Below are 14,442 nucleotides of genomic sequence, written 5' to 3'. Positions count from 1 at the left end.
TGTGACCCGGTTGTTGAGTTGATGGTCGATGTGTATCGGCTTACTCAGGCGACTGCTTGAGCGGGCGAAGGTGTTCCGGCCAGTGCGTCCGGGTGTCTGTCGGGGTGGTCACAGTGCATGCATGCTTTCACACGCTCGTCGGTCGGACTGTCGTCGGAAACATTGAGGACGGATGCGCGATGGCCGCCCGGATCGACGATGAAATAACGCAGGTGTTTGATGGGAAATGAATTTCCATTGTCTTTCAACAATTTTTCCTTGGTCGCGGCGCCACCATCCGGTTGTCCGGGCTGCCCGTTCGCGGCAGGCGGATGTCCGGCACGGCGGGCACGCTCCGTCACTCGGATCGATGTTCGGCACGCCGTGGGTGGATACACTTGTCCACACAAACGGAGGGGCGGACGGGGCGGCTCCCGTGCCGATGTTGCGGCAGCCGAAAAATGGGCACACCGCAGCGTGTCCTGCGCGCGACCTGTCGGGCAGCTTGCGTGCCGGCATGTCGAGCGCGATCAGTACATCAGTTGCAGCCCGAGGATGAAGCGGTTGCGCGAGCTTGCGCCGTCGCTGCCCATCTCTGAGTAAAAGGCACTCAGCCGCGCGTTATGACCCGAAATGACGTAATTCACGCCGACGTCCCACTGGTCGTTGCGGGCGCCTGTGTCGGGCCGGAATTCCTGATAGCGGATGTTCGGCTCGAAGCGGCCGATGCCGATCTTCGTCGGGAACAGGTAGCCGGCCGTGACCAGCCAGGCGTCGCCCTGGACGGCACCGCCGCAGTTCGTGACACGGCTGCAGCCCGGATCGGCCGGTGAAATGTCGGCGACGCCGTCGGTGTCGTAGTCGTACCAGGCGCCTTCGAGCGTCACCACGGCGCCGTCGGACAGGCGTGTCTGCATCAGTGCGTCGAGGCTCCAGGCGGTGTAGTCACCGCGGTTCAGCGCTGTGCCTACGCCGTCCTTCTGGGTCCGCCAGGCGGCGCCGAGGGTCAGTATTTCCTTTTCACCGTAGTAGTGGTTGCTGTTGAAATACTCCGATTCCCGGTCGCGGAAGCTCCATGCGAAGCGGGTCGCGTACAGCAGCTGATGCGACGCGTTCGACATGTCCTCACCGCGGTTCTTGCCCTGGAATGCGCCGACCATGTATTGCAGCCGACGGTCGAACACGCTGCCCCACAACGTCGCACCGTCATCGCGCCCGGTGTAGGCGTTGGGGTTGCGCGACACCATGGGGTACTCCCACACATTGGCGAAGTAGGGCCCGGCCATCTGCTGCCGGTCGCCCGGCACGACGTGGCGGCCGACCCACAGATTGACGCTGTCGGTCAGTGTGAATTGCCCGACCAGATCGAGCAGGCGCATCGACTCACCCGACAGGCGCGCGAAATTGGTCATCAGGCCGATCTGTTTCGTGAATCTCGCGACCGTGATGATGCGGAATGAATCGAGCCGCAGGTCGCTGTCATGCGACCCGTCGGCCTGTTCGGCGCTCGTATAGGCTGCGCTCGACCACAGCCCGAGCGTCAGCGAACTGTCGCCCGGTCCGGTGAAGGTCGGGCCGGCGAAGGCATTGCCCGCGGCGGCCAGACCGGTAGCGAGCGTGAAGGCGAGCGGCCCGCGTCGCAGGCGGGAAGTCCTCTTCGTCATGGGGTGAGTGTCCTTTGGTGTGCCGTGGCTCGGTGCGGGACCCGGTTCTGTGCTGCCGGGTCTCCGCTTGATGCAGCCGGCCATGCCCCATCGTGGGGCGTGACGGGGTGGCCGGGTGATGCGCGGCGCATTGTGCACCAAGTTGGTGCAGAAGGTCGAGTCGAACCAAGGGATTTCCGGTGCTTCCGCGCGTGCAGAAACAAAAAAGGGCGTGCCCATGCACGCCCTTCGGTACTGCAGATATGCCGGCAGGCCTTAACCCGTCGGCCCTGACAGGATGGAATTCGCGTGAATGATGGCGCGCGCGATTTCTTCGGTCGGCACGCGACGGCTCATCGCCTGTTCGCGGATGATGCGGTAGGCCTCGCTGTCGCCGACATTGCGCGTGCGCATCAGGATGGATTTCGCTTCGTTGATCTGGTTGATGCCCAGCAGCTTCTGCTCGAGCCTGAGCACGCGTTTCTCGGCCTTGCGCATCGCTTCGTTCAGACCGACCGTGAGCACCAGGGTCGACAGGATGCCGGTCGAACGGATCGGCGCCGTGAGCACGCCTGTTGCACCCAGCTTGATCATGGCGTCGAAGATGGTCGGGTTTTCATAGCTGATGATGGCAATCACCGCCGGCGGCTGTTCCTGACGGACCCAGTTGAACGACATGCCGAGCACATCCTGGTCAACGGCACAGAACACCAGGTCAACGTTGTCAGGCAAATCGGGCACCGGCGGCCAGAAGGTCTGCACCTGACAGCCGATGCGCTGCAACTGCTGGGTCAGGGTTTCGCCGTCTTCGTCCTTCGGATGCAGCACGGCGACGCGCAGGCTGCGCAGCTGCCTGAGGAATTCCGGCGTGAGCCGCGCGCCGCGGCTGGAGGGGCGGGCCGGGCTACTCACGACGGGTCTGGTCGTCGGAAAGCACGCGCAGGCGATTGCTCCAGTCGTCGAACGAATGACTGACCAGATAGGGGTCAGGTTCAACGCCCGACAGCGTTTCCGCCAGTATCGTGAATTGCCCGCTGGCGTTGACGCGACCGATGCGCGGAAAAAGCCGCGTGTGGTGATTGTTCGGATTGACGCGGATGCGGCCCTGCGGCGCATCGAATTCCAGGCCCAGCAGGTGCGGCAGCAGCACATCGCGTTCGTCGCTGCCTGCGGCGGCATATGCGCCGGCGAACAGGTGCACCTGGTTGTAAGACGACTCCCAGCTCATGTTGGGTTCGACCTGGGTACCGAAAAGCTTGCGGAAGTGCGCCAGGCAGCTGCGGTTGCGTTCGGTGTCGATCGACTGGAAATAGGGGCCCGCCGTGTAGTGACCTTCGGCGATGCGCGTGCCCATTTCGGCGATTTCCTCCTCGCTGGTGCACAGGCTGGCTATCGGCATGCGCGCCGGATCAAGGCCTGCATCGGCGAAGGCCTGATAGAACATGCGGGTCGTCCGTCCAACGACCGTCGAGAAAATGAAATCGGGCTGTTTGGCCTTAATGTCCTTGATGATGGGCGCGAAGGCGCTTTCCTGGGCGTCCAGCCGGACGTAGCGCTCACCGAGTTTCGCGCCGCCCTGCCGCTGGTGTACGAAGTCGCTCATGATGCGGTTCGACTCATACGGAAAGATGTAGTCGCTGCCCACCATGTAGACCCGCGCGCCGAAGCGGCTCGCCATGTAGTCGGCCAGCAGTGCGCTGTTCTGGTTCGGTGCGCCGCCGGTGTAGATGACGTTGTCCGAAAACTCGAAGCCTTCGTACATGGTCGGGCAGAACAGCAGGCGGTTCCACTTCTCGACCACCGGAAGTATCGCCTTGCGCGTGCTCGACATGTAGCAGCCGAAGATGACATTCACCTTGTCTTCAAGCACCAGCCGCGTGGCGAGGGACTTGAACATCTGCGGGCTGGAGTGCGGGTCGTAATACACCGGCACCAGTTCGCGGCCATTCAGGCCACCGGCATCGTTGATTTCACGTATGGCGAAGAGCGTGCCGAGCAGCATCGAGTTTTCGATGCGCGAGGTCACGCCCTCGCGCGAAAACAGGACGCCGACCTTGACCGGATCGGAGTTGGACACAGGACAGTGAAAGCGGAGAGCGAAAAACGAAATTGATACTAACAGAGCTTGACGCAGTGCAGCGGGCGTGACTAGTATTGAGCTATCTCTTCACATCGCCAGCACTGCCGATGTGGGGCAAGGCAAAAGGGCCTGCTCGAATCTCCGGATTCGGCAGGCCCTTTTTTTTGTCTTTTGTCTTGCCGCGCTGCAACAGGCTGGCTGCAGCGTCCAGGGATTGATGATCGGTTTTCCATCCAATTTCCGTGTTCTGAAGGAGTCTGACCGATGATTTCAATACCGAAGAAAGGCACGCCGGAGCGCGATCGCCTGATCCGGGAGCATCTCGAGTGCGTGCAGTCGATGGCGGGCGTCGCCGGTTTTTCGGTGCTCAAGTGCGCCACGCCGGGCGACACCACCGTCATCAGCGGCGGCGTGCATGAAGACCCGCTGCTCAAGCGCGTGCTGCTGCGCATGCGCGGCGCCTCGACGAAGGGCAAGCTGGTCGTCATCTGTACCCGCATCGATGCCGAATGGCGCATCGGGCGCTTGTCAGGCATCCGTGGCGTGCCGCCGGTCTTCGCGACCGACGATGTCTATACCAGCGAGCAGGACATCCAGCACGCCATCTTCCTGATGCGACTCGATGAGATGCCCGAATCCGACGGCTTCCCCGAGCATTACCACGAAGGCTACAAGCGCCGCGACGACAACTGGCCGGTCACCTGACACCGCGCCGGTCGCGCCGACAGCAGTTCATCCAGCGACCCCGGCACCGACGCCCGGGTACGCACTTTCCGACAATTTCAAGCAACGCATCCGACACCCCGGAGGGCGGCGCTCGACCTGGAGAAACGAACACCATGTGTGCAATGCGACTGACCGGATACGCCGACAAGTTCGGCGTCCACCCGGGCGATACGATCAGGTTCTACGTCAATTGCGACGGTCCCGCGAAGTACGAAGCGTCCGTCGTGCAGATGATCAACGGCGACACCAATCCGCGCGGCCCCGGCTTCATCGAGAAGGCGGTGAAGGCCGATTGCGAAGGCGTGTATGACGGCATCAAGCAGGTCGTCTACGGCGGCTCGTACGGCTTCGTGCCTGACGCGCCGCAACTCAAGCCAGACAGTTTCACGCTGCAGTGCTGGATCTGGCCGACCACGCCCAAGACCGACAAGCGCTACTGGAAGCACGGTGCACAGGGGCTGGTGACCAAGTGGTCCGGTGGCAAGGGCTACGGCCTGTTCATCAACACCGACGGCTGCGTCGAGCTGCGCATCAATGGCGAGACTTACACGAATGGTGCGCCGCTGCGCGACCACGCCTGGCACTTCATCGCCGCCAGCTTCGACGCGCTGACCGGCGAAGTGGTGCTGCACCACGAGCCGCAGGTCGTCTATGCGCTGGACCCGGAGATTCCGCCGCTCAAGGCGGTGTTCAAGGGCAAGGTTGAACACACCGACCAGCCACTGGTGATCGCCGGCTATGTCGATCATCTCGAGCCGGGCCCACTGGGGCTGCCGTCGCTGCCGCAAGGCGTCATCGTCGGTGGCCACTACAACGGCAAATTGGACAGCCCGCGCCTGTGCAATCGCGCCCTGTCGCGCTTCGAGATCGAAATGATGAAGGGCGGCGCGCAGCCCGGCCTGACCGAACGCCGCAACGCAGGCCCGACCGGCGCACTGTCGGAAGCCATCGTGGCTGCCTGGGATTTTTCCGATGGCATCGACACGCTGGTGGCGAAGGACGCCGGTCCGTATCGTTTCAACGCCACCCTGGTGAATTGTCCGACGCGTGCGCTGACCGGCTACAACTGGGCTGGCCAGACCTTCGACTGGAAGGTGGCGCCGAAGGAATATGGCGCCATTCACTTCCACGACGACGACCTCGACAACGCGCGCTGGGAGGTGAGCTTCGAGTGGACGGTACCGACCGACATCAAGAGCCGTTTCTATGCCGCCAAGCTGACCACGCCCGAGGGCGATGAAGAGTACATCCCGTTCTGGATCGTGCCGAAGATCGGCCAGGAACAGTCGAAGATCGCGGTCATGGTGCCGACCATCAGTTACATGGCCTACGCGAACGAGCATGTGGCGTGCAACGCAGGCGGTGCGGAACTGTTCATCTACCGCGTGCCCATCATGCAGCAGCAGAACATGTTCCTCGCCGAGCACCGCGAATACGGCGGCTCGATCTACGACACCCACACCGACGGCAGCGGCATCTGCCTGTCGTCGCGGCTGCGCCCCATCCTGAGCATCCGACCGAAGTACGACCACTTCCTGGCCCAGGCACCCTGGCAGTACCCGGCCGACCTGCATCTGATCTGCTGGCTCGAACAGATGGGCTACGAGTACGACGTGTTCACCGACGAAGACGCGACCTACGACGGTCTGGCGCGGCTGGAGAACTACAACGTCATCATCACCGGCTCGCACCCGGAGCACAACTCGGGCACCCAGCTCGATGCCCTGCACAACTACACGCAGCGTGGCGGTCGCCTGATGTATATGGGTGCCGACGCCTGGTACTGGGTGCATTCATTCCACCCGGCCTACGACGGTCTGGGCCGTGGCGTCGTCACCGAAATGCGCCGCTGCGAATCCGGCATCCGCACCTGGCGCGCCGACCCCGGCGAGTACTACCACCAGGGTACCGGTGAGCTCGGCGGCATGTGGCGCTATCGCGGCCGCTACCTTCATTCGGTGGCCGGTACCGGCATGTCGTCCGAAGGCTTCGATATTTCGTCCTACTTCACGCGCACGCCGGAAAGCCTGGATCCGCGAGTGAGCTGGGCCTTCGACGGCATCACCTATGAAGAGGATCTGGGCAATTTCGGTCTGGTCGGCGGTGGCGCGGCCGGACTGGAACTGGACATCGTCGACACCATGCTCGGTTCGCCGCCGCACATCCTCACCGTCGCCACGTCGGCCGGCCGCCATACCGAGGCCTACCTGCTGGTGATGGAGGATTTCGGCTTCAACCAGCAAGGTCTGGACGGCACCGTGCATCCGCGGGTGCGTGCCGACGTGACCTTCCACGAAACGCCGAATGGCGGCGGCTGCTTCGCGTTCAGCTCGATCGCCTACTGCGGTTCGCTGCCTTGGAACAACTGCGACAACAACATTTCGCGTCTGACCAAGAATGTGCTCGACCGCTTCATGCAGGACGGCCCGCTGCCGGCTGCGCCGAAGGAAGCGTTCAAGCACCGCGGTCGCGCGGATTACGAGTCGCCGGCGCTGGCGTCATCCACCTGAGCGCCGCGCCTGCCCGCTGCAATATCGGTGGGCAGGCGCGCGCCAGCCATACGAAGCTGTCGCGGAAGGAGGCTGCATGCTGGATGAAATGATTCGACCGGTCGCGCTGGATGCCTCGGCGTTCCGGTCGCTGCGCATGGCCCGGCGCGAAGACGATGTGATCTGGACACGCGACTGGGTGTGCGTCGGAACGACGCATGAACTGGCGGGTGTGGGTGATCTGTTGCCCTTCACTGCGGGCGATCACGCCGTTCATATCCAGAGGATGGCGGGTGACGTACTCACGGGTCGATTCAACAAGGCCCAGCACGGCGGCTGCCGTGTGGTGCCGGTGCAATGCCAGCAGGGCACGAAGACACCGTGCTCATTCACGTCGTGCGGACACAGCCGCGACCGGCCGGTCATTGCGGCGTCGGAACTGGGCGATGCGACGCCTGAAATGCACCAGTATCTCGGTCTGCGACCGGAGCGCCTGCTGCCGGTCCGCGTCGACCGGATCGGGCCGCTGCTGTGCGTCAATCTCGATCCGCACGGCGCGGCGATCATCGACACGGCCAGATCGCTGCAGGCCGCGGTTCCAGTGCTGTCGCAGCAGGACATGCCGCTGCAGGGCAGTCAATGGCAGGAGGTCGACGGCAACTGGAAGCGCGTGGCTCAGCGTCTGCTCGCCGCGGAACAACTGCCGCGTGCCTTCGGTGCCTCGGTACTGCTGGCTGACACCACCCTCGCCGGCCTGCCGGCCAGGGCGCTCTGGCTGTTTCCGAATCTCGTTTTGCTGGCGCTGCAGCACGCCGTGTGTGCCGTCGTGCTGCAACCCGTCGCGCTGACGCGCACGCTGTGCCGTATCACCGTGCTGGGTGAAGGCGCACTGCCCTTGAGTGACTGGCTGGCGCTGATCGGAGAACGTCTGTCGGACAGGGCGGCAGATGCACCGACCCGGGCCGACGACGCCGTCGCGTCATGGCTGGCCTGCGAAATGACGCAGCGCCTCGACGCCTTCGATCTTGCAACGAACCCATGAAGGACACCCCGTGAACACCTCGTCAAGACCCGTTGATGCAGCCGTCGCAGCCTACCGCGAAGGCCACCTGGCCGACGCCCATGAACGCTTTGCCGCGCTGGCTGAGGCGGGAGACCCGGAGGCGCAGGCGTGGTTCGGGTCGCTGCATGCCAATGGCGAAGGGGTGACGGCCGATCTCGAAGCGGCGTTCGCGTGGTATCTGCGGGCGGCCGAGCAGGATCATGTTCCGGCGCAGACCAATGTCGGCGCGATGCTCGTCATGGGGCAGGGCACGGTTGCCGATCCCGTGGCTGGACTGCACTGGCTGACCCGCGCCGCGCAGGCCGGTGACGCCATGGCGCAGAGCAATCTCGCCACGCTCCACTTCAAGGGCGACCGCGTACCGCACGACGAGGCGGCCGCCGCACACTGGTATCGACGCGCGGCCGAACAGGGTCACTACCCGTCGCAGGCGCGCCTGGGCTTCATGTACGCGAACGGACTCGGTGTGGAGAAGGACCGCGCGCAGGCCTTCGCCTGGCTTTCGCTGGCCGCGCAGCATGGCGTCGGCACCGCGCTGAGCGCGCTCGAAGGCATCGTCGGTCAGATGTCGGTGGAAGAGAAGCACCGGGGGGCGACGCAGTTCGATCAATGGCGGACCCGGACGGCAGCGGTGTCATCGCCTGCTCGACTGGTGCCGGTTCCGGGGTGACACGATGACCTTCAGCGTGCAGCAGATCAAGTTCGAGTGCCTCAGCTACATCAAGGAATTCGGCGCGAAGACGGAAGAGTGGGCCATTGGCATGGCGGACGATGCCGAGCAGGCGCTCTTTTCGGTCTGCGGCATCGACAGCCAGCAAGACATATGGATATGGAAGCCGACCTTGTCGCCTGCCGCCGCCCGTACGGTCGTCGACTTCATGGTGGCAAGACACCGGCTCCATCCGGTCGCCGGCTTCGAAGCGGGGCAGCAGGGGCGCTGCATCTTCATGTACCGGATGCGCGGCTGACGGCATGCCTGAAGTGCCGAGCCGGGGGAAATCGGAGCCCGGCGGTTTGCCTCTGCGCGGGTGATGCGTTGCAACAAAAAAAGTGCAAATTCGGCGTATTCGATTTACTGAAAACAGTGCTTGACTCGCTGCAATCGGCTCACTAGTATCAATGTAACTCTTCGCATCGCCAGCATTGCCGGTGCAAAGAAAGGCAAAAAGGCCTGTGCGGATCCCCGGATCCGCCAGGCCTTTTTTTCGTTCTTTTTTCGCAAATGGCAATGTGGCGTTGCAGCAAATTTTGTCGTCTGCGCTGTGCTGTCTTGAGTCATCCAAACCTTATCCACCCATTTCTTTCGAGGGAAACATGAAAAGTAATCTGCGTCGTGATCTGGTGAAAGCACTCGCCCTGGCATCCGTGGCGGGCCCGACGATGATGCGTACTGCGTTCGCGCAGCAGGATGTGGTGAAGGTCGGCATCCTGCATTCGCTGACCGGTACCATCGCTTTGGCCGAAGCTTCTGTGGTCGACGCCGAAAAGCTCGCCATCGACGAAATCAATGCAGCCGGCGGCGTGCTCGGCAAGAAGATCGTGCCGGTGGTCGAAGACGGCGCGAGCGACTGGCCCACCTTCGCCGAAAAGGCCCGGAAACTGCTCGGACAGGACAAGGTGGCCGCGGTGTTCGGCTGCTACACGTCGGCATCGCGCAAGGCGGTGCTGCCGGTGTTCGAACAGGCCAAGGGGCTGCTTTATTACCCGACCTACTACGAAGGACAGGAACAGTCGCCCAACATCCTGTACACCGCGCACGAAGCGACCCAGCAATGCGTGCAGGGCTGCAACTGGCTGCTCGAAAACCGCGGCAAGACCTTCTACCTGATCGGTTCCGACTACATCTGGCCGCGCGTCACCAACAAGATTGCCCGGCCGACCATCGTCAAGGGTGGCGGGTCGGTGCTCGGCGAGGAATACATGCCGCTGGGCAGCACGTCCTTCGGCTCGACCATCAACAAGATCAAGGCGGTCAAGCCCGACATCATCCTGAGCACCATCGTCGGCGGATCGAACGTGGCGTTCTACAAGCAGCTGAAGGCGGCCGGCGTCAACATGAAGAAAACCACGGTGATGGCCTTCGCCGTGTCGGAAGAAGAGGTGTCGGGCATCGGCAACGAGAACGTGCAGGACGTGCTGACCTGCATGAGCTACCTGCAGAGTCTCGACAATCCGGCGAACAAGAAATTCGTGGCTGCGTTCAAGGCCAAGTACGGCCAGAAGCGCGTCACCGGCGACACGCTGGCGTGCGCCTACACCGCGGTCTATCTGTGGAAGATGGCGGTGGAAAAGGCCAAGAGTTTCGATGTGGACAAGGTGATCGCCGCGTCGGCCAATCTCGAATTCACCGGACCGGAAGGCCTGGTGAGATTCCACGGCACCAACCATCACCTGTGGAAGCAGGCGCGCATCGGTGCATTCGGCGCCGACGGTCAGGTCAACATGATTTACGAATCACCGCTGATCGAGCCCAACCCTTTCCCGACTATCTGAGCGGGTAGTTGCTGCGCCCGCCGTCGGACGGTGTGCGGCCGTTCGGCGGCGGGTTGTTGGCAAACAGCGCTCCGGGCACACGCTGGGGGCACGTGACGTGCCTTCAGCACCGGCGTGTTCTCGAACATGTGTCAAGCCGACTTGCTACCCGACTTGCTAATCCCATCTTGAACCGGACCCGTCAATGCTTCGTGTGACCACCATTCTGGGCTGCGCCGCAGACGCCGCGCTGGCGGACAGGCTGCATGACATCGAACATCGAGGCGGCCTGGAAACGGTGCGCCTCTCGCGCAGTGACATGGCGCGCCGCCGACAGCAGCTGCGGACCGACCGCGGCAGCGTGGTGGCGCTGATGCTGGACCGCGACGCCACGCTGCAGAACGGCTCCGTGCTGTGGCTCGACGACGATCGCGCCGTGCTCGTGCTGCTCGACGAACCGCACTGGCTCGTGCTGCAGGCCGGCAATGCGGCGGACGCGCTCGAACTTGGCTACTTCGCGGGCAACATGCACTGGAAGGTCAGGTTCGACGGCGAACGCCTGTGCATCGCACTGGACGGCCCGCGGGAAGCCTATCTGCAGCGCCTCGCCCACCTGATCCAGCGGGGTTGCGTGCAGGTGTGCGACGAGGCCGGGCCAAGCGCCGACCCGCATCCTGCGCCGCCCGCCGGCCCTGGCGGCGTGCGCTACATCCCGGTGCCGCATGCACATTGACTCAGGCATCGACCAGCAGCTGGCGATGCTGCAGTTTTCCGACAGCTTCTTTCCCGGCGGTGCCACCGCCTTTTCGTGGGGGCTGGAATCGCTGCGCCTGGACGTGCAGGTCAGCAATGCGGAACAGGTGTTCGGTCTGCTGCAGGCGCAGGTGAGCCATCGCTGGGCTGGCCTCGACCGGCCGCTGATGCAGCTGGCGCACCAGGCCTTCACGGCGTGCGGCGACACACCGGCCTTGCTCGATGTCCTGTGCGACCTCGACCGCCTGTGCGAAGCGATGTCGCTGACGCGCGGCTGGCGCGAAGCCAGTCGCCGACTCGGCTTCACGCAGCTCCGCATGCACGCCGATCTCGGCGTCGCGTGCGCGCAGCGCTATCTGGAAACTGTGCGCGGCGGGCACGCCCCGGGCCACCTGCCGGTGGTGCAGGGCGCACTGTGGGCGGCGTACCGGTTGCCCGCGGGCAGTTGCGATGCCATGGCGGCGGGCGGGCTGTGCACGTCGATCATCGGTGCTGCGCTGCGCATGGGGATGATCGGGCACGTCGATGGCCAGCGTCTGCTGACCCGCATGCGTCCGGTCATTGCCGGCGTGCTGTCGCAGCCGCCGCCAGCGCGCGAGGACATGAGCAGCGGCACGCCTGCACTCGATATCGCCGCCATGCGCCACGAAGCGCGCAGCGCGCGTCTGTTTGCCAATTGAAGACCATCTGAATGCCGACTGGAGTACCGATGGCGCCATACACAGGGACCGACCGGATGAATGAACTGCGAAGGAGCACGACATGCTGCTGACCCCGACCGAACTGGAACGCCTGACCATCTTCAACGCGGCGGAACTGTCGCGGCGGCGACGTGCGCGTGGGCTCAAGCTCAATTGCCCGGAGGCGATCGCCTTCATCGTCGATGAGATTCTCGAAGGCGCGCGCGACGGCCGCACGGTGGCGGAAATGATTGCCTTCGGTTCGCAGATCCTGAATTCCGACGACGTGCTGCCCGGTGTCGCGGCGCTGATGCCGATGATCCAGATCGAAGCCAGCTTTCCTGACGGCACCAAGCTGGTGACCGTGCATGACCCGATACGGCCCGGCCCCGGCGCACAGATGTCGAACGGCGGCAGCCGCGCACGCATACCGGGAGAAATCATTCCAGCCGAAGGCAGCATCGAGGTCAATGCAGGCCGCCGCAGCGCGACGCTGAAAGCGCTCAATACCGGAGATCGCCCGATACAGATCGGCAGTCACTTCCATTTCTTCGAAGTCAATCGCGCGCTCGACTTCGACCGTGCGCTGGCTTGGGGCATGCATCTGGATATCGCAGCCGGCACCGCCGTTCGCTTCGAGCCGGGCGAATCGAAGGAAGTCACGCTGGTCGCCTTCGGTGGCACGGGCGAGGTGTTCGGCCTGAACCGGCTGACCGAAGGCGCGAGCAACACCGAGGCCGGCCTGGCCGATGCGCTGGTGCGCGCGCGGCAGGCCGGCTTCAGGGGGGCATGACCGACATGAACAAGAACTGCCGGGAGAATTGACATGGCATGGCTGACCCGTCGCGACTATGCGGCGATGTACGGACCGACCCAGGGCGACATGGTGCGTCTGGGCGACACCTCGCTGCTGGCCGAAATCGAACACGACTTCGCCGTACCCGGCGACGAATGCCTGCACGGCGGTGGCAAGACGCTGCGCGACGGGCTGGGCATGATGGGCGGGCTGACCTCGGCGCAGGGCGCACTCGACATGCTGATCAGCAATGTCGTGGTGATCGACGCGGTGGTCGGCATCGTCAAGGGCGACATCGGCATCAAGGACGGGCGCATCGTCGCCATCGGCAAGGCGGGCAATCCGCATGTGATGGATGGCGTGCATCCGCAGCTGCTGGTCGGCAACGCGACGACGGTGCGCGATGGCGAAGGGCTGATCGCCACGGCGGGCGGGCTCGACGTGCATGTGCATTTCGACTCGGCGCAACTGGTCGAGCACGCGCTGGCGTCCGGCATCACGACGATGTTCGGCGGCTCGCTCGGCCCGATCACGGTCGGCATCGATTGTGGCGGCGCATGGAACGTGGCGCGCATGCTGCAGGCGTCGGAACAATGGCCGATGAATTTCGGCTTTCTCGGCCGCGGCAATTCGTCGCGTCCGGAATCGCTGGTCGAGCAGATGCAGGCCGGCTGCATCGGCCTGAAGATCCACGAGGACTGGGGGGCCACGCCGGCCACCATCGACACCTGCCTGTCGGTCGCCGACGACATGGATTTCCAGGTGCAGCTGCACACCGACACGCTGAACGAATCCGGTTTTCTCGAAGACACGCTGGCGGCGACCAAAGGCCGCACCATCCACATGTATCACACCGAGGGCGCCGGCGGCGGTCATGCGCCGGACGTGATCAGCGTCGTCGGCCAGGCCAACTGCCTGCCGTCATCGACCAATCCGACCAACCCCTACACGGTGAACACCTTCGACGAACACCTCGACATGATCATGGTGTGCCATCACCTGAACCCGGCCGTGCCGGAGGACGTGGCGTTCGCCGAAAGCCGCATCCGCGCGCAGACCATTGCCGCCGAAGACGTGCTGCACGACATGGGTGCGATCTCGATGCTGGGCTCCGACAGCCAGGGCATGGGGCGCATCAATGAAGTGATCTGCCGCACCTGGCAACTGGCCAGCAAGATGAAGGACCAGTTCGGCCGCCTGCCGGAGGAGCGCACGCGCGGCGCCGACAACGAACGCATCCTGCGCTACATCGCGAAGTACACGATCAACGCGGCGCGCTCCTTCGGCGTGGATCAGCACGTCGGATCGCTGGAACCCGGCAAGCTGGCCGACATCGTGCTGTGGCGTCCCGCCTTCTTCGGCATCAAGCCGGAAATCGTCGTCAAGGGCGGTTTCATCGCCTATGGCGCGATGGGCGATTCGGCTGCGTCGCTGATGACCTGCGAGCCGCTCATCATGCGACCGCAGTGGGGCGCCTTCGGCCGCGCACCGCAGGCGCTGTCGGCCAACTTCGTCTGCGCCGCTTCGCTCGGCCGCGACCTCGAGGGGCGGCTCGATCTGCACAAGGCACTGCTGCCGGTGCACGGCACGCGCACCTTGACCAAGGCCGACATGGTGCGCAACGGCACGCTGCCGAACATCACGGTCAATCCGCAAACCTTCGAAGTCAGCGTCGACAACCACGTGATCGGCTGCGCGCCGGCGACCCACGTGCCGCTGAATCGCCTTTACATGATGAGGTAGCCCCGTATGTCATCGGTC

At 64.0% G+C, this 14,442-nt stretch carries 14 protein-coding genes; 10 read left to right on the top strand and 4 right to left on the bottom strand.

Going from position 1 to position 14,442, the window contains the following annotated elements; translation table 11 throughout:
• Window positions 1–44: 44 nt before the first annotated feature.
• From BSY238_RS18295 to BSY238_RS03510, 4 genes are all read right to left on the bottom strand, one after another.
• Window positions 45–248 (bottom strand): hypothetical protein, encoded by a 204-nt coding sequence (locus BSY238_RS18295; RefSeq protein ID WP_190295051.1) that lies wholly within the window; start codon window positions 246–248, stop codon window positions 45–47.
• A 261-nt stretch (window positions 249–509) separates the two neighbouring features.
• The gene (locus tag BSY238_RS03520) at window positions 510–1,643 is read right to left on the bottom strand and encodes a hypothetical protein (RefSeq protein ID WP_069037926.1); all 1,134 of its coding nucleotides are present in this window, start codon (window positions 1,641–1,643) and stop codon (window positions 510–512) included.
• Between the two features lie 255 nt (window positions 1,644–1,898).
• Complete coding sequence (locus BSY238_RS03515) at window positions 1,899–2,534, bottom strand: ANTAR domain-containing response regulator (RefSeq protein WP_069037925.1); 636 nt, start codon at window positions 2,532–2,534, stop codon at window positions 1,899–1,901.
• Window positions 2,527–3,699 carry a transporter substrate-binding domain-containing protein gene (locus BSY238_RS03510; RefSeq protein WP_069037924.1) on the bottom strand — a complete coding sequence of 391 codons (1,173 nt, stop codon included), beginning with the start codon at window positions 3,697–3,699 and terminating at the stop codon, window positions 2,527–2,529. The genes BSY238_RS03515 and BSY238_RS03510 overlap by 8 nt, the downstream gene beginning before the upstream one ends.
• Before the next feature lie 267 nt (window positions 3,700–3,966).
• Here BSY238_RS03510 and BSY238_RS03505 point away from each other — a divergent pair, with 267 nt between their 5' ends.
• From BSY238_RS03505 to ureC, 10 genes are all read left to right on the top strand, one after another.
• Window positions 3,967–4,407 (top strand): N,N-dimethylformamidase, small subunit, encoded by a 441-nt coding sequence (locus BSY238_RS03505; protein WP_069037923.1) that lies wholly within the window; start codon window positions 3,967–3,969, stop codon window positions 4,405–4,407.
• A 134-nt stretch (window positions 4,408–4,541) separates the two neighbouring features.
• The gene (locus tag BSY238_RS03500; protein WP_190295050.1) at window positions 4,542–6,938 is read left to right on the top strand and encodes a N,N-dimethylformamidase beta subunit family domain-containing protein; all 2,397 of its coding nucleotides are present in this window, start codon (window positions 4,542–4,544) and stop codon (window positions 6,936–6,938) included.
• 76 nt (window positions 6,939–7,014) lie between these two features.
• On the top strand, window positions 7,015–7,959 hold the full coding sequence (locus BSY238_RS03495) for a hypothetical protein (RefSeq protein ID WP_069037921.1): 945 nt from the start codon (window positions 7,015–7,017) through the stop codon (window positions 7,957–7,959).
• A gap of 10 nt (window positions 7,960–7,969) precedes the next feature.
• On the top strand, window positions 7,970–8,650 hold the full coding sequence (locus tag BSY238_RS03490; RefSeq protein ID WP_069037920.1) for a tetratricopeptide repeat protein: 681 nt from the start codon (window positions 7,970–7,972) through the stop codon (window positions 8,648–8,650).
• Between the two features lie 4 nt (window positions 8,651–8,654).
• Window positions 8,655–8,948 (top strand): hypothetical protein, encoded by a 294-nt coding sequence (locus BSY238_RS03485; protein WP_069037919.1) that lies wholly within the window; start codon window positions 8,655–8,657, stop codon window positions 8,946–8,948.
• A 346-nt stretch (window positions 8,949–9,294) separates the two neighbouring features.
• On the top strand, window positions 9,295–10,473 hold the full coding sequence (gene urtA, locus BSY238_RS03480) for an urea ABC transporter substrate-binding protein (protein ID WP_069037918.1): 1,179 nt from the start codon (window positions 9,295–9,297) through the stop codon (window positions 10,471–10,473).
• 184 nt (window positions 10,474–10,657) lie between these two features.
• A complete protein-coding gene (ureE, locus tag BSY238_RS03475) occupies window positions 10,658–11,185 on the top strand; it encodes an urease accessory protein UreE (RefSeq protein ID WP_069037917.1) in 528 nt (175 codons plus the stop codon).
• On the top strand, window positions 11,175–11,885 hold the full coding sequence (locus tag BSY238_RS03470; protein ID WP_069037916.1) for an urease accessory protein UreF: 711 nt from the start codon (window positions 11,175–11,177) through the stop codon (window positions 11,883–11,885). The genes ureE and BSY238_RS03470 overlap by 11 nt, the downstream gene beginning before the upstream one ends.
• Before the next feature lie 82 nt (window positions 11,886–11,967).
• The gene (locus tag BSY238_RS03465) at window positions 11,968–12,678 is read left to right on the top strand and encodes an urease subunit beta (protein WP_069037915.1); all 711 of its coding nucleotides are present in this window, start codon (window positions 11,968–11,970) and stop codon (window positions 12,676–12,678) included.
• 33 nt (window positions 12,679–12,711) lie between these two features.
• Window positions 12,712–14,424, top strand: a complete 1,713-nt coding sequence (ureC, locus tag BSY238_RS03460; RefSeq protein ID WP_069037914.1) for an urease subunit alpha — start codon at window positions 12,712–12,714, stop codon at window positions 14,422–14,424.
• The last annotated feature ends 18 nt before the right edge of the window (window positions 14,425–14,442 follow it).

The sequence above is a fragment of the Methyloversatilis sp. RAC08 genome (genome assembly GCF_001713355.1).
In the GTDB taxonomy this organism is placed as follows: domain Bacteria; phylum Pseudomonadota; class Gammaproteobacteria; order Burkholderiales; family Rhodocyclaceae; genus Methyloversatilis.
Note: the sequence above shows the minus strand (reverse complement) of the source record. Positions and strands in the feature narration are given on the sequence as shown.

Coding starts and splice junctions, on each gene's coding strand:
- BSY238_RS03520 (WP_069037926.1), bottom strand. CDS start 1,643: ATGACGAAGAGGACTTCCCGCCTGCGACGCGGGCCGCTCGCCTTCACG.
- BSY238_RS03505 (WP_069037923.1), top strand. CDS start 3,967: ATGATTTCAATACCGAAGAAAGGCACGCCGGAGCGCGATCGCCTGATC.
- BSY238_RS03500 (WP_190295050.1), top strand. CDS start 4,542: ATGTGTGCAATGCGACTGACCGGATACGCCGACAAGTTCGGCGTCCAC.
- BSY238_RS03495 (WP_069037921.1), top strand. CDS start 7,015: ATGCTGGATGAAATGATTCGACCGGTCGCGCTGGATGCCTCGGCGTTC.
- BSY238_RS03485 (WP_069037919.1), top strand. CDS start 8,655: ATGACCTTCAGCGTGCAGCAGATCAAGTTCGAGTGCCTCAGCTACATC.
- urtA (WP_069037918.1), top strand. CDS start 9,295: ATGAAAAGTAATCTGCGTCGTGATCTGGTGAAAGCACTCGCCCTGGCA.
- ureE (WP_069037917.1), top strand. CDS start 10,658: ATGCTTCGTGTGACCACCATTCTGGGCTGCGCCGCAGACGCCGCGCTG.
- BSY238_RS03470 (WP_069037916.1), top strand. CDS start 11,175: ATGCACATTGACTCAGGCATCGACCAGCAGCTGGCGATGCTGCAGTTT.
- BSY238_RS03465 (WP_069037915.1), top strand. CDS start 11,968: ATGCTGCTGACCCCGACCGAACTGGAACGCCTGACCATCTTCAACGCG.
- ureC (WP_069037914.1), top strand. CDS start 12,712: ATGGCATGGCTGACCCGTCGCGACTATGCGGCGATGTACGGACCGACC.